This window comes from Kribbella pittospori (genome assembly GCF_004331465.1).
Classification (GTDB): domain Bacteria; phylum Actinomycetota; class Actinomycetes; order Propionibacteriales; family Kribbellaceae; genus Kribbella; species Kribbella pittospori.
In genome coordinates, this window is the sequence record NZ_SJKB01000010.1 from 184648 (window position 1) to 205405 (window position 20758).

Below are 20758 nucleotides of genomic sequence, written 5' to 3' on the forward strand. Positions count from 1 at the left end.
TTGTCGGTGATCGGCGAGTTCAGAGGCTGTGGGCGGTGATGTCGCCCTGGGTGGTGGTGGCGTGGATGGTCAGGTCGGTCGCGTTGCCGGTGTTCTTGAGCGAGTTGTCGATCCGGCCGACGGTCGTGCCTGCGTCCAGGGAGGCGGAGACTCCGGCGGCGGTGCCGACCGACACATTGCCGACCTGGGTGCGCAGTACGACGTCGCCGCGGACGGCCTCGGCGATCGTGATGTCGCCCTTCGAGGTGGTGATCTCCGCGGGGCCGTTGAGACGGCCGACCGACACGTCACCGGCTTGGGTGGCGATGCGGACGCTCGCGGCCTCGTCGATCTTGATCGGGCCGTGCGAGCTGTCGTACGTGACGTCGCCGAGGCGTCCGACGCCGCGGAACTCTGCGCTGGCCGCCTTGGCCTCGACGCCGGAACCGGCGGGCAGCTGGACGGTCACCTCGATGGATCCGGAGCTGCCGAGGATCTGGGTGGTCGTCGGGGCCTCGATCCGCAGTACGCCGTCGGCGTACTCGACCGTGGTCTGCTCCGCGAGCTTCACGTCGCGGCTCTTCGAGGCGTTCACCGGACGGACGTCGACCGTGGAGTCGGAACGGTCGGCGGCGATGAACTGGACGCGTCCGGCGGGGATGTCGAGGACGGCGGAGATCGTGGTGGGGGTGTCGAACTTCTGCATCGCGCTGTCCTCCTGGACCGGTGGTTTCTGACACCGGAAACGCTACGTTGCGTTTGAGAATCTGGCAACGATATCGTTGCGCGGAGATCGCATCTATGCAGGTCATACGCCAAATATCGTTGCAACGGTTGTGTTTTTAACGCAACGTCTGCACGTGAAGTCGTTGCATTGGAAGGAGAGTGAACGCTATTGTGTCGGCGTCAGTGAATGTGAAGGGAGATCGTGATGCCGGGAGGCAGGCTCACGCAGCAGCACCGCCAGCAGATCGCGCTGGGGTTGGCCGACGGGCTCGCGTACGCCGAGATCGCCAGGCGCCTCGACCGCCCGACCTCGACGATCACGCGTGAGGTGATGCGGAACGGCGGCCCGGCGGCGTACCGCGCTGACCTCGCCCACCGCGCCACCGAACGCCGCGCCCACCAGCGCAGGCAGGCCGCTCCCCGCGGACAGCAGGCGCTCCCGCAGGCGCACGGGCGCGATGCCGAGGCGGTGCGCGAGTACGAGGAGGCGTTCACCACCCTCGTGATGCAATCGGGTCTGCCGAAGATGATGTCGCGGGTGCTGACGAGCCTCACCATCGCGGACGAGGGCAGTCTCACGGCGTCCGAGCTCGCGCAGCGCCTCCAGGTCAGCCCGGCATCCGTCTCCAAGGCGAGCGCGTTCCTCGAGAGCCAGGGCCTGATCCGACGGGAGCGCGACGAACGCCGCCGTGAGCGGTACGTCGTCGACGCCGACGTCTGGTACCAGTCGATGATCGCGAGCGCCCGCTCCCACGCCCGGCTCGCCGAGACCGCACGCCAAGGCGTCAGCGTTCTAGGCCCCGGCACCCCCGCCGCCGGCCGCCTCGAAAACATCGCCCGCTTCGTCGACTTCGTCGGCGAAAGCATCGCCCGAGCCGCCGAACAAGCCCGAGAAATCCTCTACACACCCCCAGCCGACCCCACACCCCAAACCCCAGACCCCAGTTAGACACCCGTCTCGGCGGCCGGCATCTGCTCTGCGGTCGTTACGGGGTCCTCGGTCAGCAGCCGCGCACCGATTGCGTCGGCGGTCTTCTGATTCGCGCCGGCGCCCGCGATAGCGAGTGGCGCGATCCGGGCCAGCCGGGACAGCTGCTCGGTCAGGCCGTCGAAACGCTCCGGTGTGGTCGCGGCGAGCACGATCAGATCCGGCGGCGCGGCTGTGGTGGCCTTGGTCAGCTCGTCCAGTGGGGTGTCGGCGCCGAGGTAGCTGATCCGCCAGCCGTTGCGGTTGAGCACCACCCCGAACGCGAGTAACGCGAGCTCGTGCTGCTCGGCCGGTAGGCAAGCGAGCAAGGCCCGTGGGCCGTGGCCGTGCCCCCACCCGCGGGCGAGGCCGGCCAGCCGGCCGCGGATGACGTTGGACGCAAAGTGCTCCTGTACGACGCTCACCGCGCCTCGCGCCCAGCGGTCGCCGAGCTCGCCCAGGTACGGCATCAGCACGTCGCGGATGACGGTCTCGACGGTCAGCATGCTCAGCAGGTGATCGATGACGGCCTGCGCGGCTGGTTCGTCGAGCTCGTCGAGTGCGGTCGCCAGCGTCCGGGCGGCGCCGGCAAGGCCGTCGAGACCGGCCTCGCTCGGCTGTTTTCCACGGTCCGCGGCCTCGGTCTGAGCCTTCTGCTCCGCGTCGATGGCGACCCGGGCGGCTTCGGCCGCGGACAACCCCTGAGCAAGCTGGTCCTGCATCCGCTGTACCCGGCGAAGATCAGCTTCGGAGTACAGCCGGAATCCGCCGCCCGACCGCACCGGCTGGAGCAGGCCGTACCGCCGCTCCCAGGCGCGCAGCACGTGATCGCTGACGCCGATCCGGCGACTCAGCTCACCGATCCGCAGCACTGCGGGCGATTCGTTCGCGGCCACACCCTCACCATACAGAACCTAGACGGAATCTTGACAATCTGCCTCGGCGCGCGTTTCCTGGAGTCTAGACAAACTCTAGACGGAGGTTGAACGGACATGAAGAAGCTGGATCTTGTCGCCGCAGTACTGCTCGTGGTCGGTGGCCTGAACTGGGGCCTGGTCGCGATCGCCAAGTTCGATCTGGTCGCGGCTCTGTTCGGCCTGGAGTTCGGGGAGACCAATGCGCTGACCCGGATCGTGTACGGGCTGGTCGGGCTCTCCGCGGTGTACGTCGCCGCGCAACTGCGGGCCATCCCTCGCCGGTGGTCGACCACCACCTCGCACCCCCGCGCCCACTCGACGGCGGCCTGATCGGACGAGTCGCCAGCTGAGGATCGGGCCGCGGGCACGTCCCCCGTTCGCCGCCCGATCCTCGTCGGCGGCGGCAGGACGACGGCCGCCGGCCGAGACGGGGGTCTTCTACTTCGCGTCGTGGAAGACGAGGCCCAGGGTGTGGCGGTGGCCGCTGTGGATCGGGGAGACGCCGTGGCGGACGGGGGAGGCGGACCAGCCTCGGGTTGAGGCGACGGGGCGGTCTCGGGTGGTGAAGACGAGGCCGTGGCCCTGGGGGATGAGGGTCGCCGTACCGCGGGACTGGGCGCGCGGGCGTTGTTCGACCAGGAGGAATTCGCCGCCGGTGTGGTCGACACCCGGGTCGTTGAGGTTGATCACGACCTGCAGCGGGAACACCTTGTCGCCGTAGAGATCGCGATGCAGCGCGTTCCAGTCACCCGGGCCGTAGCGCAGCAGGATCGGCGTCGGCCGCGTCTGTCCGGCCTGGTGGCAGATCTCCAGCCACTCGTCCAACGTGTCCGGCCACTCCGCGTCCCGCCCGAGCTTGCCGTACCAATCCCTTGCTATCGGCAACAACCGCGGATACAGCGCCTGCCGCAATGCCTCCACGGCCTCAGGGAACGGCCGGTCGAAGTACCGGTACTGCCCCTCGCCGAACCGATGCCGGGCCATGTCGATCGTGGCCCGGAACCGCTGTACGTCGTCGTACAGGCGCGCGATCCCGGTCGCCTCGGTGGGCGTCAGCAGCCGCGGCAGCAACGCACACCCGAGATCGTTCACCCCGGCGGTCACCGCATCCCAGTCCGCCTTGGCCACTCGCTGCGCATACTTGTCGGTCATAGGTAGGGAACGGATCAGACCGCCGAGGTGTGAGTCGCAAGCAGTACTTCGAGCAGCTCCGGCATACTCCGCGCACTCGTGACCTCGAGACCCGGGACCAAGTTGGCGGCAGTGTCCTCGCTGTGGAACAACACCGGACGGAAGCCGGTGGCGGAGGCAGCCGCGAGGTTGGTCGGCCGATCGTCGACCAGAACCGCGCTCCCCGAGACCCCCGGATGCGCGAGGACGGCCTCGTACGCAGACTGGCCGACGCCCAAAGCCGCCCAGAACTCCTCCGTCGACAACTGACCGAGTGTGCAGCGCCGGTACAGCCGACGGATCTCTCCTCCGAGTCCGTGCACCCGTGGTCGCGAAGGTAAGGGATCAGTACGCCGCTCACCACGTTCCCGTGCCGGTACAGCACGCCCATGGCGTCGAGTACGACGACTCGTGCGGCCACTACTTGAGGACCTTGAAGCGGAAGTTCATCCGCTCCTGTGTGAGGACCTCGAGCTTGGTGGGCTCGACGCCGGGGCTGTCGTAGAAGCGCACGCCTTCGCCGAGCAGGACGGGAACGATGTGGAGAACGATTTCGTCGACGAGGCCGGCGTCCAGGCTGAGGCGGGGGACGGTTCCGCCGGTGACGACCAGGTTCTTGCCGTTCGCCGCCTTCAGGCCGTCGGCGACCACGTCACGGATGTCGCCGGACACGTAGGTGAACTCCGGGATCGGATTGGTGGCCGGGTCCTTGCGGGTATAGACGAGGACCGCTCCGCTCCACACACCGCCGTACGGCCGGTTCTCGCCGACGCGGTCGATGAGGCGCCCGCCGCACAGGAACGCGCCGGTCGTGGCGATCACTTCGGCCGCCAGTTCGGACGGCTCGGTCTCGCCGAAGCTCCAGTCGAGATTGTCGTCGCGGTCTCCGATGAAACCGTCCAGGGACATGGTCATGTGCCAGACAACCGTGCCGGTCATGGTGATCTCCTTTCGACTACGCCCCACCCTGCCGGGTCGAGAAGTATGCGTCCAATGCCAATCGGGGGCCGGAATCATAGATACGATCGATCTATGCTCGATCTCGTCCGGCTGCGCGTGCTGGCCGCGGTCGCCGCGCACGGTTCGGTCACCGCGGCGGCCGAGGCACTGCACTACACCCAGCCCACTGTCAGTCATCACCTCTCCCGGCTGGAGGCCGCGACCGGCGCGAAGCTGGTCCAGAAGGCCGGCCGGGGCATCCGCCTCACTCCCGAAGGCGAGTTGCTCGCACGCCGCGCCGCGGAGATCATCGGCCGGGTCGACGCCGCCGACGCCGAACTGGCCGAACGGATCGGACTGCAGACCGGCAAGGTCCGGGTCGGCTCGTTCAGCTCGGCGCTGAGTGTGCTCGTCCCACCGGCCGCGGCCGAGATCGGCCGCCGGTACCCGAACATCGAGCTGGAGCTCGCCGACGCCCATCCCGTTGTCGCGCACCAGCAGCTGCGCGAGGGGGCGATCGACCTCGCGATCGTCTTCCGGTACGACGACGCCACGCCGGACGACGGCATCCGCTACACCTACCTCCTCGACGACCCGGTGTACCTGCTCAGCCAGCGGAGCGGTGACACACTCACCGACCACCGGGACTCGGCCTGGATCGCGGGCTGCGTGAACTGCCGCCGCGAACTGCTCGGCCACTGCGCCGACGCGGGGTTCACGCCACGGATCGCCTACACCAGCGACGACATCGTTGTGGAGCAGGCGTTCGTCGCCGCCGGGCTCGGGGTCACGACCATGCCGGGAATGGCGTTGCGGTCACATCTCGCCGAGGGCGTGCACGCCACCGAGCTGCCCGTCGTACGCCGGATCTACCTCGCGACGTACGGCGATCCGCCCGACCCGCCGGCCACCACGGCGTTCATCGAAGCACTGCGCAACGTCACGCCGCCGCGGCCGGTTGGAAGCACGGCGTGATGGGCACTGGGAGCACATGCTGGAGCGTGTCGGGCTGCGGTACAGCCAGATCTGGCGGACAGCCGCGGGGCTGCTGGCCGCTATCGGCGTCATCGCATCACTTGTCTTCGTGTCACCGGCGACCAATCTGGTCGCCTTCCTGATCTCGACCCTCACGGTCGGAGCGGTGTACTTCAGTTTCGGGCTGGCGCGCGAGCTGCCACCCGCGGAGCTGATCCGCGCCGCGCCACGCTGGGGCGGGCTCGGTGGGTTGTTGGTGCTGGCCACCTGCGGGTACGGCGCGGCGGTGGGAGCCGAGACCCTTGTCCTGCTCGCACTCCTGGTCGCGACGTCGCCGCCGATCGTCGTACGAATCTGGCCGATACCGAAACCGGCGCGGGAAGCGGCACCGGAGCGGCATCCCGAAGTAGAGTCGATCGACGAGGGGACGATCGTGCGGCTGGATGTCGTAGCGCCTACGCTGCGCGACCTGACGGACGAGGAGCTCTGCCTGGCCTGGCGGCGGAGCTTCAGGCAACTGCAGAGTTCGACCGGGCGCGAGCTGCGACTCGGGGTGGCCGACGTCCGCCGGGCGTATCTGGACGAGCTCGAGCGACGACAGCCCGAGGCGTTCGCCGCCTGGCTCGCCTCCGGTCCGCGCGCGGCCGGCGATCCGGCCAGGTTCTTCACGCATCGCGCCGAGCACTGACCGCACACCTGGGGGAGCGACAGACGGGAGAGCTGAGTGGCCAGCACCGACGAGGGCCGGAGTACACGCACGTTCTTCGGGCAACCGCCAGTGCTCGCGAATCTCTTCGGGGTAGAGCTGTGGGAGCGGTTCTCGTTCTACGGCATGCAGGGCATCCTGCTCATCTACCTGTACTACCCGGCCGACCAGGGTGGACTCGGCATCGACGAGGGGACCGCCACCAGCATCGTCGGCGCGTACGGCGGCCTCGTCTACCTGTCCACGATCCTCGGCGCCTGGCTCGCGGACCGGATCTTCGGTCCGGAACGAACCCTGTTCTACGCCGCGATCGTGGTGATGCTCGGCCACATCGCGCTGTCGCTGCTCCCCGGCCTGGTCGGCGTCGCGGTCGGCCTGGTGCTGATCGCCCTCGGCAGTGGCGGAGTGAAGGCCAACGCCACCTCGCTGGTCGGCACGCTGTACGCGCCGGACGACGATCGCCGTGACGCCGGCTTCTCGATCTTCTACCTCGGCATCAACCTCGGTGCGCTCGCCGGTCCGCTGCTCACCGGCCTGCTGCAGGAGAACACCGGCTTCCACTACGGCTTCGGGCTGGCCGCCGTCGGGATGTTCCTCGGCCTCGTCCAGTACGGCGCGGGCCGCCGTCGGCTGAGCGGTGCCGCGCGGGTCGTGCCGAACCCGCTGACGCCCGAGGTGGCACGGCGGGTCGCCGTCGGCGCCGGGATCGTGCTGGTGGTCGTCGTACTGATCCTTCTGACCGGAGTCCTGCCGGCGTCGCGGTTCGCCACCGCGGTCGCGGTCGTCAGCGCGGTCGCGGCGGTCATCTACTTCGCCGTCATCCTCGGCAGCGGGCAGGTGACCGCTGTCGAGCGCAGCCGGGTTGTTGCCTTCATCCCCTTGTTCGTGGCGAGCGCCGCGTTCTGGTCGCTGTACCAGCAGCAGTTCACCGTGGTCACGATCTACTCCGACCAGCGGCTGGACCGCAACATCTTCGGCTGGGAGATGCCGGTGTCGTGGGTGCAGTCCATCAACCCGGTGATGATCATCGTGCTGTCCGGCGCGTTCGCGGCGCTGTGGACGAAGCTCGGCTCGCGGCAGCCGTCGACGCCGGTCAAGTTCGCCCTCGGTCTGGGCGTGATGGGGATCGCGTTCCTGCTGTTCCTGACGATGGCCGGCGGCGGTCCGAACAGCGCGCCGCTGCTCGGACTCGCCGGCATCCTGCTGGTCTTCACCATCGCCGAGCTACTGATCTCGCCGGTCGGCCTGTCCTTGTCGACCAAGCTCGCGCCGGAGGCGTTCCGGACCCAGATGGTGGCGCTGTTCTTCCTGTCCGTGGCTCTCGGTACGGCGCTGTCCGGCGTACTGGCGAAGTTCTACAGCACCGACCACGAGTCGACGTACTTCGGTGTCATCGGTGCGGTGGCGATCATGCTCGGCGTTGCCCTGATGATCGCGGTGAAGCCGATCCGGCGGCTCATGAGCGGCGTGCACTGAACGTCGTCCGCAGGTCGGCTCCGATGAGCTCGACGGCGTGCCGGCCGGCGGACAGTACGGCGGGGAAGTTCAGGAACGCGTGCATGGTGTCGGCGTACTCGACCAACCGGTTGGGTACGCCGTCCCGGGCGAGCCGACTCGCGTAGTTGCGGGCGTCGTCCCGGAGCGGATCACGACCGGCCGCGAGCAGGAGCGCCGGCGGTAGACCGGCCAGCGTTTCAGCCCGCAGCGGTACGGCGGTCGCGGGCAACTCGCCGGCCGGGAAGTACTGCTGTGCGGACCACCGGTCAGCGGCGATGCTGAGGAACGTGCCGTCGAAGAGGTGCACCGACTCGGTGTCCTGGTCGTGATCGAGGCTTGGATAGCAGAGGATCTGTCGTTCGGGGAGTGGCTGGCCTTCGTCGCGTGCAAGCAGGCAAGCACCAGCGGCCAGCGCGGCACCGGCGCTCTGACCGCCGACCGTGATCCGGCCGTCGCCGTTGAGGTCCGCCGTGTGCTCGCGCAACCAGTCCAGGGTGTCGCGGACGTCGTGGAGCCCCGCAGGGAAAGGGTCTTCGGGTGCGAGGCGATAGTTGAGTGATACAACGATGACGTTGCCTGCGGCAGCGATCCCGGAGGCCGCGTACTCGATGTCGCGCAGATCGCCGCCGATGAACCCGCCGCCGTGCAACCACAACAGCACCGGCCTCGGCCCGGCCGCGAACCGGTACACCCTCGCTTGCAGGGTGCGACCCGGAAGGTCGATGGTGAGGTCCTCGGAGCTGGTGCGCGGGTCTCGCTCGCCGGCCAGCTCTGGGTCGGGGAGCTCCTGCCGATCGAGCAGGAGTGCTTGGTAGGGATCGAGCTCGGGACCGGCCGGTTCGGCGGCGAAGCGCTCGAGTAGTGCGTCGGTCTCGGTGCGGAACGCCGGTAGATCCACGATTTCGATGCCCTCGGCAATGGTGCTCATGCCGGGACCGCCGCCGGAGTGAGGTGACGAGCCGCATGGGAGAACAGGAAGCCGTCCGGGGTGGTGCAGACATACTCGGCCAAAGCACCGATACTTCCGTCGAACCCACCGCCGGTCGATGGGTCGGCCCACGACTTCTCGTCGTACTGCTCGATCTCGGCGAGGAACGCCGCCCCGAGGCTGTGGAAGCGGTGCAGGAGCAGGTCCGAGGGGATGTGCCGGCCCGCCTCGACCCCGCCGACGTTGAGGGCGCTGCCGATCTCCGCCGTCTCCCAGCGCGGGTCGAGGCTCCAGTGCAGCCGCCCGGCCTTGGCCTCGCAGAGCACGGCGAGGTTGATCTCGTCCCACATCAGGATGTGCGCGGTCAGGTCGTGCAGCGAGTCGCAGAAGTGCCCGAGCGGCCCGGCGGTCACCCGGTACGGCGCCCGCAATTCGGTCTCGGTCAGTCCGTCGATCCGATCCAGCAACAACCGCTGGTCCGCACGAATCAGCCGCGCGGCCTCGGCCGGCGATGTTGTCGGTGTACGCATGCGCTCAGCCAAGCAGGACGTACGCCGTACCTCGCGTGGATTGAGCGAAATTCTCAATCCACGCGACCTCGTGTCGCTTGGCGGGTTCGGGTATCTGCTGAAGGATCGCCTGCTCTGCCCGCCCGTAGGTCAGTCCTGGGCGAGGCGGGTGAGGAGGTGGTGGAGGGTGGATTGCTCTTCGGGGGTGAGGCGGGCGACGAGGGTGACCATGGCGTCGCGGCGGGTGCGGCGGATGGTGGTGAGGACCTCGGTGCCGGCGGGGGTGAGGGTGACCAGGGTCGCGCGGCGGTCGCCCGGGTCGGGCTGGCGGGCGACCAGACCGGCGGATTCCATGTCGTCGACGACGGAGGTCGCGGAGCGCGGGACGATGCCGAGCTGGGTGGCGAGCTCGCTCAGGCGGAGGGCGCGGCCGGCCTGGTCGAGGGTGCGCAGCAGCCGGAACTGGCCGTGGGTGACGCTGGCGCCGACGCCGTCCTTGGTCGCTCGGCGCTGACGGCGAACGATGCCCTCGAGCAGGGCCGCGATCTGTTCGGCGGTGTCTTCCGGTGCGTGCACGAACCGAGCCTAGTGGTGAACGGCCCGTAGGGCCGGGCAACAGGGATTTGTGAGTTTAGCTCATAGTGAGGTAACCTCAGTATATGTCGTCCCCGACCGAAAGGCTCCGATGTCACAGATCTCCGGACTTCCGGGCGCGGGAGCCGGCGGCGGTCGCGCCATGCGATCGCTGCTGAAGGACTCCTCCGTCCGCCACCACAAGCTCACTGCGGGCACCCTGCGCCGCATCATGACGTTCGCCCGTCCCTACCGCGGCTTTCTGGCCGTGTTCCTCGTCCTCGTCGCCTTCGACGCCGGCACCGGCGCCGTCACCCCCTTGCTCTTCCGCGCGATCATCGACCGCGGCATCGTCCCGGGCCACGCCCAGGTGGTGGTGTGGCTGTCCCTCGTCGTCGCGCTGCTCGCGATCGCCAACAGTGCGATCACGCTGGCTGAGCGCTGGTTCTCGTCCCGGATCGGCGAAGGACTCGTCTACGACCTGCGCACTGCCGTGTTCGACCACGTCCAGCAGATGCCGGTCGCCTTCTTCAGCCGCACCCAGACCGGTGCGCTGATCCAGCGCCTGAACGGCGATGTCCTCGGCGCGCAGCAGGCGTTCACCTCAACGCTGTCGAACGTGGTCAGCAACGTGCTCAGTGTCGTTCTCGTGCTCGGCGCCATGTTCGTCATGTCCTGGCAGATCACTCTGCTCGCCCTGATCCTGCTGCCGCTGTTCGTGCTGCCCGCCCGGCTGATCGCCGGCCGGTTGCGCGAAGCGACCGCCGAGACCTACCGGCTGAACGCGACCATGGCCCAGACGATGACCGAGCGGTTCAACGTCGCGGGCGCCGTACTGGCCAAGGTGTTCGGCCGGACCCAGGACTCCTCCCGTGACTTCGCCGGGAAGGCCGCGCAAGTGCGCGACATCGGCGTCACCACCTCGATGTACGCCGGGGTGTTCCGCGTCTCGCTCACCCTGGTCGCGGCTCTCGCGGTCGCCCTGGTGTACGGCGTCGGCGGGGTGTTCGCGGTCGAAGGAGCACTCGGGATCGGCACTGTCGTTGCCTTGACCGCCTACCTCACCCGGCTGTACGGCCCGCTGACCGCGCTCTCCAATCTCCAGGTCGACGTGATGACCACGCTGGTCAGCTTCGAGCGTGTGCTCGAGGTGCTCGACCTCCCGCCGATGGTTGCCGACCACAAGGATGCGAAGGAACTGCCGTCGACGGTCGAGCCGTCGATCGAGTTCGACCACGTCTCGTTCCACTACCCGTCGGCCGCGGAGGTGTCGCTCGCCTCGCTGGAGTCGGTCGCGACGCTGTCCGCCGAGACCGGCGACGAGGTCCTGAAGGACGTCAGCTTCACCGTCGAACCCGGCCAGATGGTCGCCGTCGTCGGCCCGTCCGGCGCCGGCAAGACCACTCTCTCGTCCCTGGTCTCCCGGATGTACGACGTCACCGACGGCGCCATCCTGGTCGGTGGACGCGACGTCCGCGAGGTGACCCAGAGCTCACTGCGATCCGTCATCGGCGTGGTGACCCAGGACTCGCACATGTACCACGACACGATCCGCGCCAACCTCCTACTCGCCCGGCCGGAAGCAACCGAGGCGGAGCTGCGGACTGCCCTCGAGGCCGCACAGATCGCGACCCTGGTGAACAGCCTGCCCGACGGCCTCGACACCGTGGTCGGTGATCGCGGCTACCGGCTGTCCGGTGGCGAGCGCCAGCGTCTCGCGATCGCCCGGCTGCTGCTCAAGTCGCCGTCCATCGTCATCCTCGACGAGGCGACGGCCCACCTCGACTCCGAGTCCGAAGCCGCGGTCCAGGCCGCCCTCGCCAACGCGCTGGTCGGGCGTACGTCGCTGGTGATCGCGCACCGGTTGTCCACAATCCGCAACGCCGACGTCATCCTCGTCCTGGATGAGGGCCGCATCCGCGAACGCGGCACCCACGAGCAACTCCTCGCCGCCGGCGGCCTCTACTCCGAGCTCTACACCACCCAATTCACCAAGGCGGCCTAAGTCGCAGGCTCCAGCCGTAGCCGGCGCAGTTCCGGCTCGGCCGGACCGGCCATTCCGGTCACGAGCAGCGTGAGCCCGGCCCAAGCCGGTGGGATCCACAGCACGTCAGGATCTCCGCCGGCGAAGGCCGGGCGTTCGCCTGTCCACACCCGCCCGATGCACTCGCCGGACGACCACGCGGTCACCCGCACCTGCACACCTTCTGGTCGGAGCAGATAGCCGGACTCCGTAGCGGGCAGGTCCACATCAAGCCACGCCTCCTCACCCGGCTTCACGGCCAGGGGCAGTACGACGTCCTGCCCCGGCCCACCGCGGCCGGCAAAGGCGGTCAGCAACTCGTCGTCCTGGACGGCGCACGTCCAGCCCGTCACCGGCTCCAGACTGAGCAGCTCGGCGCGGAGACGCTCACCACTGGGGTCATGCGGCACAGTGACCGAGATCTGCTTGGTCCCGGCCGGCAACAGCATCCACGGATTCTCAGCGTGGACCGTGGTCGGCTCACCGTCGTCCACAGACACCGCGACCGGCACATGGGCGCCATGCAGGTGCAGAGCGGTCGTGATCTCGGCGGAGATCCGTCGCGTGTAGGTGACCGGCGTACCCACCCGGGTGCTGCTCCAGCCGGTGAGAACCCGCGTGGGCGCAGGGTCGCCCGCCCAGTGGCCCTCGACCGTCCACAACGCCGAGATGTCTTCGGTCCTGACGACCGTCCAGAGACTGCCCAGACCGCGGAGCGCACCGAGCCGGAGCGCCGGCAACCGGGCGTCGTCGAAGTTACCGTGACCCCAGATCTCCACGGTGGCACGGATCTCGCCGCTCAACCCACGTACATCGATCCGCCGGGTGGCGCCGAAACCAGCGAACGTGTGAAGCCGGCCGCCGATCGACAGGTCGACAATATCGGCCGCACCCACGAGCAGCAGCTCGTTGGTCAACTCCGCCGTGGTCGTGTAGATCCCGCGGCCGCGATAGACACCGAGCGACTCCAGCGTGGGCGCCAGCTCGTGCGCGCCCGCCGGTGTCTCCGGTGCCACCGTGGTCCGTCGTCGCACCTCGGAAACCTCCAGCGACAAAGGGTTCTCAGCAGGCACGACCTCAGCTCGCGGCTGCACGGTCACGCTGACGCTGTCGACCACCTCGGTCGATCCGACCGCGACCTCCACCGAACTGTTGCCAATGACAACAGTCACCGGCACCGCTGAACAGAACACCAGGCTGTCGTCCCCGAGCTCCACCACATCCGCCGACGCCAACGTCAGCGTCCGGCCTCCCAACGGCAGATCAACCAGCATCAACGGACAAGAGTCCGCCGCGACCGCTACCGACACCCCGTTGACCACCGCCCGCCCATCGCTGCGGCCGAGATTCGGTACGGCGACCAACCGTCCACCACCATCCAGGTCGAGCGCTCCCGGAGCGGAGCTCGTCGGGAAGTCAGCCGCCACCTCAACAGGCGCTCCCGGCATCGCCAGGGCCAACCGCGATCCGAGTGCATCGAGGACACGTCCGAGCACCTGCGCCTCGGCGTACTCGGGCCGCTCCACACCCGTCGACGACACATACCCGCCGAAGTCGTAGCCGTGGCTCATGAAGTTCCCCGGCTTGCCCCAGTTCCCACTCGACGGGGTGTAGCCGAAGTCCCAGCCGGACGCCTGCAAGTACGGCGCAAGCAGCGACGCACCACTGGCCAGCAGTCGCCGCAGGGTTCGGTGCCGCCGGTTCGTCTCGGTGATCAGCAACGGCAGCCCGCGATCCGCGAGCAGGTCGGCGTACCGGCGTACCTCGGGCTCGATGTCCGGCGAGTCGTCGTTCGGGTAGAAGTTGCACGCCGGTACGACGTCCGCCACGTTGCCGGTGGCACCGAAGAGATCACCCTGACCGGCGCAGGCGATCAGCGGCACGGTGATGCCGTGGGCAACCGCCTGGTCTCGCAGCGCGGTGATGTAGCCGGGCCGGTCCTCGCAGTCGAAGAAGTCCAGCTCGTTCTCCAGCTGGACCATGATCACCGAGCCGCCGGCGCCGTGCTGGCGAGCGGCCAGGATCGGCAGCACCTGGTCGAACCAGGACGTCACAGCGGCCAGGAAGCCCGGCTGGTTGTCGCGGATCCGCAGCGACGGGTCGAGCCCGAGCCAGGCCGGGAGCGCGCCGCCGTCCCACTCCGAGCAGATGTACGGACCGGGCCGGGCGATCACGTGCAGCCCGGCGTCGTACGCGAGATCCAGGAATGTGGCGACATCACGCCGGCCCGCGAACGACCACCGGCCGGGCGCGAGCTCGTGGAAGTTCCACGGCAGGTACACGTCGATGCAGGTGTACCCCGAGGCCCGGACCTGGTCGAGTCGCGCCCGCCACTGCTCCCGGGGCAGCCGGAAGTAGAAGAGGGACGCACACAGCACGACCCGCGGTTCGCCGTCGATGCGGATGCCCCGGGCATCCAGTTCCACTGAACTCATGGGCCAACAAGATCAGAGTCGGCCGGTGGTCGCCAGGTGCCGTCTTGCACCGTGGCGCCGGCGCGACGGAGGGTGGGGGCGTGAACCTCGTCATCGGAGTCGACATCGGCACCGGCAGCACCAAGGCCGTCCTGGCCACCACGGACGGCACAGTGCGAGTCGTCGCGCGGCGGGATCATGTGCCGAGCCTGCCGCGGCCGGGCTGGGTGGAGATGGACGCCGAGCGCGACTGGTGGGGTGACGTCGCGGAGGTACTGAACGAGCTGACCTCGGCGCATCCGGACGACCGGATCGAGGCCGTCTGTGTCTCCGGCCTCGGACCATGCGTCGTCCAAACCGATGAGCAACTCCACCCGCGACGGCCGGCCATCCTGTACGGCGTCGACACCCGCGCGACAGTGGAGATCGACGAGATCACCGCCCAGCTCGGCGCGGACTCGATCCTGCAACGCTGCGGCAAGGACCTGTCCAGCCAGGCGATCGGTCCGAAGCTGGCGTGGCTGTGCCGGGAGGCCGGCGAGGCGTGGCGACCACAAGACCGGTGGTTCAGCGCGCACACGTACGTCGTGGCCCGGCTGACCGGAGAGTGGGTGCTCGACCACCACACCGCCAGTCAGTGCGACCCTTTCTACGACATCCACACGCAGGACTGGGCGACCGACTGGGTTGAGCAGGTGCTGCCGGGTCTGGCCCTGCCACGCCTGGTGTGGCCCTCGGAGCAGGTCGGTGTGGTCCATGCCGCCGCGGCTGCAGCGACTGGACTCGCTGAAGGGACTCCGGTCGTCGCAGGCACGGTCGACGCCTGGGCAGAGGCCTTCAGCGTCGGCGTACGACGTCCCGGGGACCTGATGCTGATGTACGGCTCCACCATGTTCTTCGTGCAGGTGCTGACTGCGCCGACGAGTGTGCGCGGGCTCTGGACGACCTCCGGGGTCGAGCGGTCAACCCACACATTGGCTGCGGGTATGGCGACGTCCGGCACGATCACCACGTGGCTGCAGGACCTGACCGGTGGCGTGCCGTTCGAGACGCTGGTCGCCGAGGCTGCCGCAGTTCCTGCAGGTAGCGAGGGTCTGGTGATGCTGCCGTACTTCAGCGGGGAGCGGACCCCGATCTACGACCCGCTGGCGCGTGGCGTGATCGCCGGACTGACTCTGCGCCACGGGCGTGGCCATCTGCTGCGGGCGGCGTACGAGGGAATCGCTTGTGGCGTGCGGCAGATCGTGGAGTCCTTCGAGGAGGCGGCTGGGCGGCCGACCCGTATCGTCGCGGTCGGCGGCGGTACGCAGGGCGGACTGTGGACGCAGATCGTGAGTGATGTGAGCGGACTGGTCCAGCAAGTGCCGGCGGAGACGATCGGAGCGTCGTACGGCGATGCACTGCTCGCGGCGATCGGGGTCGGTCTGGTCCCACCGGAGACGGACTGGGCGCGGCTGGATCACACGATCCAGCCGGATCCGTCGACGGCGTCCGTCTACGCGACCCTCTTCCAGACGTACGGCGAGCTGTACCCGGCGACCCGCACCCAGGTGCACCGGCTGGCCCGCTCGGCCGAGGCGTCAGGTGACGTCGCTGATGTGGAGCACGGTGCCGTTGGGTAGGTCGCGGTCGAGCAGCGACCAGATGGACCGGGCGACGTCCTCCGGCTTGGCGAGCAGGCCCTGTGCGTCCAGCTCACGGAAGCGCTGGGCGTCCGGCACCTGCTCTTCGGTACTGGCGCGCAGTTCCGCCTGCATGTCGGTGTCGACCGCACCGGGTGACACCGAGATGACCCGGCAGCCCGGACTTCGGCGGTCCTGCTCCAGCCCGACCGTTCGCACCCACTGGTCGATCGCGGCCTTGCCGGCGCAGTAGCTCGACTCGCCTTCGTGCGGGTTCTGGGCAGCGCCCGACGACACCATGATCAGGTGCTGGTGGTACGGCTTCCCGCCGACCGCCTGCAGGAACGCCTGCCCGAGGACCTGCGCCGAGGCCGAGTTGAGCAGCACGTTGCGCGTGTACTCCTCGGTGTCGACCCGACCGGCCGACCCCAGCGGGGTCAGCGTGCCGGCGTTGTGGATGAACACCACCGTGTCCCCGTCGAACCTGGACAGCCGCCGCTCGAAGTCGTCGGCCACCACCGGCCAGGAGGCCGGATCGGCCAGATCCACCGCCACATGAAACGCCCCCGGCGTCCCGCCGCGCCGGGAGATGTCGACCAGATCCGCCTCGAACGGAATCGTCGCCGCCAGCGCCGCCCCGAGTCCGGCCGATGCACCGGAGATCCACACCAGCATCCGCCCCAGCGGACTCATTGCTTCACGCCCGAAGGCAGGCAAAACTCACTCATAGCAGTTCCCCCCTGCGGCGCCCGGACGGTGCGCTGCCACGCAGCCTACGACGCGAGCCCTCCGGATCGAAGCCTTCTCCGCAGGTTTCTGTCCCGGGCAACCCGTCGTTCAACCGGGGTTGCGGACGGTCACCTGACCGGGAACGATGGGTCAACCGTGAACGAGGACATGGACACGCCGACCGCCGCCGCGATTGCGGAAGCCTTCGCGCTCGGTGAGCCACTCGGCGACCTGGTCCTGGTACGACGCGGCGACACCGACACGTGGCGGCTCGAGACGGTGACCGGCAGCTACTTCGTGAAGGGGTACTGGTCCTCGACCGCTCAGTTCACGCCCGGCGGCCTGACCGATCAGCTCGAGGTGGCGATGGCGTTCGAGAGCCGGGCGCTGGCCGCGGGGATCGACCAGGCCGAGCCGATTGCCCCGGTCGATCCAGTGCTCGGCTGGATCACCCGCATCAACGAGCGCCTCTTCCGCGTCTACCACTGGATCGAGAGCCGCCCGCTGGCCCCGGACGACGACATCAACGAGTGGCTCGGCCGCACCATGGCCCAGGTCCACCAGTTGCAACCGCTGGGCACGTCCGGCCTACCGGACTGGTGGCGTACGGCGCTCCGCCCGCGCGCCGACTGGGAGAAGTGGTTCACCGAGGCGCAGGAGCGCGGCAAGGAGTGGGCAGACCTCGGGTGGGACCGGCTGCCTCTGATCCTCGACCTGACCGACCGCATCCGGAACGTCTGCGAGCTCGCCCCGGACTGCGTCGTGACGCACGGCGACTTCAAGACCCACAACCTCTTGATCGCTCCGGATGGCCCGATCCTGGTCGACTGGGACAGTGTCCGCGTCGACAGCGCTGCCTTGGAGGCCGCCCGCGTCGCCTACATCTTTGCGGCCGGCAAGCAAGAGCCGATCACCAGCATCCTGGCGGCGTACACGGCAGCAGGTGGCGACGTCAGCTGGCCCGGTCAAGACCTCTTCCTGAGCGAGTCCCGCCACGACCTCCACATCTTGTTCGAGCACGTGGTGGTCTGCCTTGGCGACATCCCAGCCGCCCGGTGGATGACCGACCCCGAGCAGGCCGTCACCAAGCTCCTCACCGAGTTCCCCGGCAAGCTCGCCGGCCTGCGGAGCCTGGTGGGCTAGAAGTCGTCGATCTCGTCGGGGCGGACCAGACCGTCTTCGATGGCGCGAGCGAGTAGGGCAGCCTTGCCTGCGGCGTGCCGGCCGACCTGCCCGTACTTGATCCGTGCACGGTCGATGTACTGCTTCACGGTCGTCTCGCGGATTCCCATCCGCTCGGCCACCGCGGCCTTCGACCGGCTCTGGAACCACAGCAGCAACGCCGTCCGTTCCTGCGGCGCAAGCCGGGGTCGCTGATCGGCGACCATGACGCCGGCCATCGCGGGAGGTACTGCGGGCCGGTCGTGCGCGGTCGCGACGATCGCGTCGACCAGATGGCGCGGTCCCTCCTGTTTGGTGACGTAGGCAATGGCTCCGGCGTCGAGGGCGGCCCGCACCATCTCCTCGCCGGAGTGCTGGGAGAACACGATGACGCGGCGTCCGCCGTCGGCGAGGCCGGCGATCGCGTCGATCATCAACCGGCCCTCGAGTTCGAGATCGAGCAGGATCACGTCCGCCTGCCGACCGGCGCCGTGGACCGCCGCGTCCAGGTCCGGTCCGGCCGAGACGATGCGGACCCGGGCGGCCGCGTCCTGGCCGATCCAGGTCCGGACGCCTTCGATCACCACCGGGTGATCGTCGACCACGGCCACCGTCACTGATGCTGCCATCTGGCCTCCAGCCACACGGGATCTGCTCGTCCGGCCTGATCGCCGACCGCTGACACGATCACTTCGTCCGGGCCGCCGTACACCGTGACGCGGGCCCAGGTGCTCGACGCAACGAGTGCTTCGATCGCCGGCTCGGTGAGGATGCGGCGGGCCTCGAGCGGGAGCTCCGGCAACGGGCCGGCCGTCGCGAGCTCGACCAGCACACCGCGGCGCTCGGCGACGTTCGCGCAGGCGCGCACCTCGTGCAGCAACGGATCGGGTACGTCGTCGGACTCGGCGAACAACCGGCGGAGCCGGGCGGCCTCGATCGCGCAACGGCGCTGTACGTCGGGAGAGTCCGGGTCGAGCGAACCGTCCGCGAGGCCGTCGAGCAGTGGCGCGACCTGGCCGCGGAGCGACTCGTAGCGTTCCCGGCGGGCTTCGTGGAGGGCGTCGGCGACCTCGCGGTCTGCGCTCGACTCGGCTCGCTGCGCCGTCGCGAATCCCGCCACCGCGGCCGCGTCGTCGAGCGCGCGAGCCGCGAGCAGCACCGCCGACGGGACCAGTACGCCGCCCGCGCAGGCGATCACCAGGAAGCGCGCGATGACGGTCAGGTCGATGTGGTGGTCGGTGAGCAGCAGGACCGACAGGTTCAGCAGGATGTTCGCGAGGAAGACCACGCCGAACGCGATCAGCCGCTCGCGCAGCATCAGCAGGACGCCGATCAGTACGACGTCACCGAAGGCCCAGTTCGCGGCGCCGGTGATCTGGTCGCCGGGGACCATCGCGACAGCTAGAGCGCCCGCCGCGATGACCGCCGCTGCCGACCACCACCAGTGGGCGAAGGCCGGTCGGCCGGTCAGCAATCTGATCGAGCCGTGCACCAACAGTGCCGCGAGCAGTGCCCAGGCGATGAGCTCGGTGCCGGCAGCGCGATAGAGGCCGGCGCTCAGGACGAGTGACGGCAGTACGTAGACGACATGCCAAACGCCGACGATGACCACGACGCTGATGTCCAAGGCACGGGCGAGGCCGGACCGGATCCTCGCCGCTTGATCACCCTCGCCGGTCACCGTCACCCCACCGCAGGACGACCTGGGTGCCACCGGCCGGCATCGACAAGACCTCGGCCGCTCCGCCGACATCGGCCATCCGTCCCAGGATCGACTCCCGGACCCCGCGGCTGTGCGCGCCGATCGCCCGTACGTCGAAGCCGCGGCCACGATCGCGGATGTCGACGCGCAGCCGTCCCGCTCGGTCGACCGAGACTCCGACACTGGCGGCATCGACCCCAGAATGCCGTACGACGTTCCGCAGCGCCTCGCCAACGCAGGCCGAGATCGCGGCGGCGACGTCGGCGCGGACGGACACCACGGGCAGGGCAGCGGCAATGTCCAGGTCTGCGGCTTCGCTCTCGATGACGGAACGCAGCCTGTCGTCGAGCCGCTCCTGCCGATCGGTCCTGGACGGACGGGTGGACAGTGCGCGCAAAGCCGCGGCGTCTGATGCGGCGCGGGCGTGCAGGATGCTCGACCCCGAACGAACTGATCCTGAGCCGATCATCGTCAACGTCGCGAGGGCGGTGTCGTGCAGGTGGCGGAAGTGTTCGCGTTCGTCGGCGCGTCGGGCTGCTGCCACTTGCGCCTCCCGATCCTGCACGGCTTGGCGCTCGCACTCGAGTTCAGCGGCGCGTCCGGCCCGACGTACGAGCTGGACTGTGGCGGCCGCCAGGCCGGTCTGGATCACGAGGATGCCGGCGCCGATGAGCATCGACGGCTGGAAGTTTGTCGCAAGTGTTTGACCCAGGGCGTGGGCGGCGCTGATGAGGATGCCGATCGGCACGCCGACGGCCGGTCGGAGTCGCAGTTGGGCGAGTAGGACTGCCGCCGTGGCGATCGGCAGTAGCCAGGCCGAGCTGTTCGGGAGCTCGGCGGCTGAGACCAGATGGCCTTGTAGTAAGAGGATCGCGCAGACGATGAGGCTGTCGGCAACGACCAGGCGGTGCGTCAGTCCGTGCCGGACCACGACCGACAGGAAGAGCAGGCACCAGACGGCGAGTCCGCCGAGGACCGGCACGAGCCAGCGCGGTGCGACCGGTGGTGCGAGGCTCAAGACAGCCGCGATGGCGCCGAGGCCGACGGTCCCGAGCCGAAGCGCCAGACCGTAGACGGCCGCGAAGCGGTCCAGTGCGCGATCCGGAGCGCCGCGTTCCAAGGCCAGATCCTCCGGCACCGGCGCGCGTGAAACTGAGGCTCTCGCATCAGCGAGAAGCCTGTTTGTGTCGATCAACATCCCCCCATGCGGTTCCCTGCCGC

General features: G+C 69.0%; 21 protein-coding genes. 8 read left to right on the plus strand and 13 right to left on the minus strand.

Annotated features, from left to right (window positions below):
• Positions 1-19: 19 nt before the first annotated feature.
• On the minus strand, positions 20-685 hold the full coding sequence (locus tag E0H73_RS29675) for a DUF4097 family beta strand repeat-containing protein (RefSeq protein WP_131361894.1): 666 nt from the start codon (positions 683-685) through the stop codon (positions 20-22).
• Between the two features lie 225 nt (positions 686-910).
• On the opposite strand from E0H73_RS29675, the gene E0H73_RS29680 reads away from it, so the two are divergent.
• The gene (locus E0H73_RS29680) at positions 911-1654 is read left to right on the plus strand and encodes a helix-turn-helix domain-containing protein (protein WP_131361895.1); all 744 of its coding nucleotides are present in this window, start codon (positions 911-913) and stop codon (positions 1652-1654) included.
• On the opposite strand, the gene E0H73_RS29685 is transcribed toward E0H73_RS29680, so the two are convergent.
• Positions 1651-2568 (minus strand): MerR family transcriptional regulator, encoded by a 918-nt coding sequence (locus E0H73_RS29685; RefSeq protein WP_131361896.1) that lies wholly within the window; start codon positions 2566-2568, stop codon positions 1651-1653. The genes E0H73_RS29680 and E0H73_RS29685 overlap by 4 nt on opposite strands.
• A 96-nt stretch (positions 2569-2664) precedes the next feature.
• Between E0H73_RS29685 and E0H73_RS29690 the strand changes: the two genes are divergently transcribed.
• Positions 2665-2919 (plus strand): DUF378 domain-containing protein, encoded by a 255-nt coding sequence (locus E0H73_RS29690; RefSeq protein WP_131361897.1) that lies wholly within the window; start codon positions 2665-2667, stop codon positions 2917-2919.
• A gap of 108 nt (positions 2920-3027) precedes the next feature.
• Here the strand turns inward: E0H73_RS29690 and E0H73_RS29695 are convergent, their stop codons facing one another.
• From E0H73_RS29695 to E0H73_RS29705, 3 genes are all read right to left on the minus strand, one after another.
• On the minus strand, positions 3028-3741 hold the full coding sequence (locus E0H73_RS29695) for a 2OG-Fe(II) oxygenase (protein WP_131361898.1): 714 nt from the start codon (positions 3739-3741) through the stop codon (positions 3028-3030).
• Positions 3742-3755: 14 nt separating this feature from the next.
• On the minus strand, positions 3756-4025 hold the full coding sequence (locus E0H73_RS29700; protein WP_131361899.1) for an HAD family hydrolase: 270 nt from the start codon (positions 4023-4025) through the stop codon (positions 3756-3758).
• Between the two features lie 154 nt (positions 4026-4179).
• Positions 4180-4698, minus strand: a complete 519-nt coding sequence (locus E0H73_RS29705; RefSeq protein ID WP_165555874.1) for a dihydrofolate reductase family protein — start codon at positions 4696-4698, stop codon at positions 4180-4182.
• Positions 4699-4791: 93 nt separating this feature from the next.
• Here E0H73_RS29705 and E0H73_RS29710 point away from each other — a divergent pair, with 93 nt between their 5' ends.
• From E0H73_RS29710 to E0H73_RS29720, 3 genes are read left to right on the plus strand one after another with little or no spacing between them, the layout of a single operon-like run.
• Positions 4792-5673, plus strand: a complete 882-nt coding sequence (locus E0H73_RS29710) for a LysR family transcriptional regulator (RefSeq protein ID WP_131361901.1) — start codon at positions 4792-4794, stop codon at positions 5671-5673.
• Between the two features lie 16 nt (positions 5674-5689).
• Positions 5690-6361: a hypothetical protein gene (locus E0H73_RS29715; RefSeq protein ID WP_131361902.1), complete on the plus strand. Its 672-nt coding sequence runs from the start codon at positions 5690-5692 to the stop codon at positions 6359-6361.
• Between the two features lie 36 nt (positions 6362-6397).
• Positions 6398-7855, plus strand: a complete 1458-nt coding sequence (locus E0H73_RS29720; RefSeq protein ID WP_131361903.1) for a peptide MFS transporter — start codon at positions 6398-6400, stop codon at positions 7853-7855.
• Here the strand turns inward: E0H73_RS29720 and E0H73_RS29725 are convergent.
• The 3 genes from E0H73_RS29725 to E0H73_RS48060 all read right to left on the minus strand — a co-directional run bounded on the left by E0H73_RS29725 (position 7836) and on the right by E0H73_RS48060 (position 9889).
• Positions 7836-8804: an alpha/beta hydrolase gene (locus E0H73_RS29725; protein ID WP_131361904.1), complete on the minus strand. Its 969-nt coding sequence runs from the start codon at positions 8802-8804 to the stop codon at positions 7836-7838. The genes E0H73_RS29720 and E0H73_RS29725 overlap by 20 nt on opposite strands.
• A complete protein-coding gene (locus tag E0H73_RS29730; protein WP_131361905.1) occupies positions 8801-9334 on the minus strand; it encodes a hypothetical protein in 534 nt (177 codons plus the stop codon). Before E0H73_RS29730 ends, E0H73_RS29725 begins: the two co-directional genes overlap by 4 nt.
• A 129-nt stretch (positions 9335-9463) precedes the next feature.
• Complete coding sequence (locus E0H73_RS48060) at positions 9464-9889, minus strand: MarR family winged helix-turn-helix transcriptional regulator (RefSeq protein WP_131361906.1); 426 nt, start codon at positions 9887-9889, stop codon at positions 9464-9466.
• A gap of 160 nt (positions 9890-10049) precedes the next feature.
• Here E0H73_RS48060 and E0H73_RS29740 point away from each other — a divergent pair, with 160 nt between their 5' ends.
• Positions 10050-11891, plus strand: coding sequence for an ABC transporter ATP-binding protein (locus E0H73_RS29740; protein ID WP_238164366.1), 1842 nt, complete (start codon positions 10050-10052; stop codon positions 11889-11891).
• Here the strand turns inward: E0H73_RS29740 and E0H73_RS29745 are convergent.
• Positions 11888-14344 carry a beta-galactosidase gene (locus tag E0H73_RS29745; RefSeq protein WP_131361908.1) on the minus strand — a complete coding sequence of 819 codons (2457 nt, stop codon included), beginning with the start codon at positions 14342-14344 and terminating at the stop codon, positions 11888-11890. The two genes, E0H73_RS29740 and E0H73_RS29745, sit on opposite strands and share 4 nt — an antisense overlap.
• 80 nt (positions 14345-14424) lie before the next feature.
• Here E0H73_RS29745 and E0H73_RS29750 point away from each other — a divergent pair, with 80 nt between their 5' ends.
• On the plus strand, positions 14425-15945 hold the full coding sequence (locus tag E0H73_RS29750) for an FGGY-family carbohydrate kinase (protein ID WP_131361909.1): 1521 nt from the start codon (positions 14425-14427) through the stop codon (positions 15943-15945).
• Here the strand turns inward: E0H73_RS29750 and E0H73_RS29755 are convergent.
• Entirely contained in the window at positions 15904-16638 is a 735-nt protein-coding gene (locus E0H73_RS29755; RefSeq protein ID WP_131361910.1) for an SDR family NAD(P)-dependent oxidoreductase, read from the minus strand. The genes E0H73_RS29750 and E0H73_RS29755 overlap by 42 nt on opposite strands.
• A 192-nt stretch (positions 16639-16830) precedes the next feature.
• Between E0H73_RS29755 and E0H73_RS29760 the strand changes: the two genes are divergently transcribed.
• Positions 16831-17817, plus strand: a complete 987-nt coding sequence (locus E0H73_RS29760; protein WP_165555875.1) for an aminoglycoside phosphotransferase family protein — start codon at positions 16831-16833, stop codon at positions 17815-17817.
• Here E0H73_RS29760 and E0H73_RS29765 read toward each other — a convergent pair.
• Genes E0H73_RS29765 through E0H73_RS29775 form a run of 3 tightly spaced genes read right to left on the minus strand, consistent with a single transcriptional unit; the run spans position 17814 to position 20657 of the window.
• A complete protein-coding gene (locus E0H73_RS29765; RefSeq protein WP_131361912.1) occupies positions 17814-18464 on the minus strand; it encodes a response regulator transcription factor in 651 nt (216 codons plus the stop codon). The two genes, E0H73_RS29760 and E0H73_RS29765, sit on opposite strands and share 4 nt — an antisense overlap.
• Entirely contained in the window at positions 18449-19516 is a 1068-nt protein-coding gene (locus E0H73_RS29770; RefSeq protein ID WP_131361913.1) for a hypothetical protein, read from the minus strand. The genes E0H73_RS29765 and E0H73_RS29770 overlap by 16 nt, the downstream gene beginning before the upstream one ends.
• Complete coding sequence (locus E0H73_RS29775; RefSeq protein WP_131361914.1) at positions 19500-20657, minus strand: sensor histidine kinase; 1158 nt, start codon at positions 20655-20657, stop codon at positions 19500-19502. The genes E0H73_RS29770 and E0H73_RS29775 overlap by 17 nt, the downstream gene beginning before the upstream one ends.
• Between the last annotated feature and the right edge of the window lie 101 nt (positions 20658-20758).

What these genes read in the sequence shown, in the direction of transcription:
- E0H73_RS29675 (WP_131361894.1), bottom strand. Translation starts at nt 685, where the DNA reads ATGCAGAAGTTCGACACCCCCACCACGATCTCCGCCGTCCTCGACATC.
- E0H73_RS29680 (WP_131361895.1), top strand. Translation starts at nt 911, where the DNA reads ATGCCGGGAGGCAGGCTCACGCAGCAGCACCGCCAGCAGATCGCGCTG.
- E0H73_RS29690 (WP_131361897.1), top strand. Translation starts at nt 2,665, where the DNA reads ATGAAGAAGCTGGATCTTGTCGCCGCAGTACTGCTCGTGGTCGGTGGC.
- E0H73_RS29695 (WP_131361898.1), bottom strand. Translation starts at nt 3,741, where the DNA reads ATGACCGACAAGTATGCGCAGCGAGTGGCCAAGGCGGACTGGGATGCG.
- E0H73_RS29705 (WP_165555874.1), bottom strand. Translation starts at nt 4,698, where the DNA reads ATGACCGGCACGGTTGTCTGGCACATGACCATGTCCCTGGACGGTTTC.
- E0H73_RS29710 (WP_131361901.1), top strand. Translation starts at nt 4,792, where the DNA reads ATGCTCGATCTCGTCCGGCTGCGCGTGCTGGCCGCGGTCGCCGCGCAC.
- E0H73_RS29715 (WP_131361902.1), top strand. Translation starts at nt 5,690, where the DNA reads ATGCTGGAGCGTGTCGGGCTGCGGTACAGCCAGATCTGGCGGACAGCC.
- E0H73_RS29725 (WP_131361904.1), bottom strand. Translation starts at nt 8,804, where the DNA reads ATGAGCACCATTGCCGAGGGCATCGAAATCGTGGATCTACCGGCGTTC.
- E0H73_RS29730 (WP_131361905.1), bottom strand. Translation starts at nt 9,334, where the DNA reads ATGCGTACACCGACAACATCGCCGGCCGAGGCCGCGCGGCTGATTCGT.
- E0H73_RS29740 (WP_238164366.1), top strand. Translation starts at nt 10,050, where the DNA reads ATGCGATCGCTGCTGAAGGACTCCTCCGTCCGCCACCACAAGCTCACT.
- E0H73_RS29745 (WP_131361908.1), bottom strand. Translation starts at nt 14,344, where the DNA reads ATGAGTTCAGTGGAACTGGATGCCCGGGGCATCCGCATCGACGGCGAA.
- E0H73_RS29755 (WP_131361910.1), bottom strand. Translation starts at nt 16,638, where the DNA reads ATGAGTCCGCTGGGGCGGATGCTGGTGTGGATCTCCGGTGCATCGGCC.
- E0H73_RS29765 (WP_131361912.1), bottom strand. Translation starts at nt 18,464, where the DNA reads ATGGCAGCATCAGTGACGGTGGCCGTGGTCGACGATCACCCGGTGGTG.